Genomic DNA, 255 nt, shown 5'->3' on the forward strand with positions numbered 1-255 from the left:
CGTAGCAACTAATGACAAGGGTTGCGCTCGTTGCGGGACTTAACCCAACATCTCACGACACGAGCTGACGACAGCCATGCAGCACCTGTGTGCAGGTTCTCTTTCGAGCACTCCCCAATCTCTCAGGGATTCCTGCCATGTCAAGGGTAGGTAAGGTTTTTCGCGTTGCATCGAATTAATCCACATCATCCACCGCTTGTGCGGGTCCCCGTCAATTCCTTTGAGTTTTAATCTTGCGACCGTACTCCCCAGGCG

1 rRNA gene is annotated in these 255 nt (G+C 52.9%); it reads right to left on the reverse strand.

The features are described 5' to 3' along the window. Positions 1 to 255: ribosomal RNA gene (locus tag H3H37_RS25520) — 16S ribosomal RNA — on the reverse strand; the annotation flags it as partial.

It is taken from the genome of Rugamonas brunnea (assembly GCF_014042345.1).
GTDB classification, from domain to species: Bacteria; Pseudomonadota; Gammaproteobacteria; order Burkholderiales; family Burkholderiaceae_D; genus Rugamonas; species Rugamonas brunnea.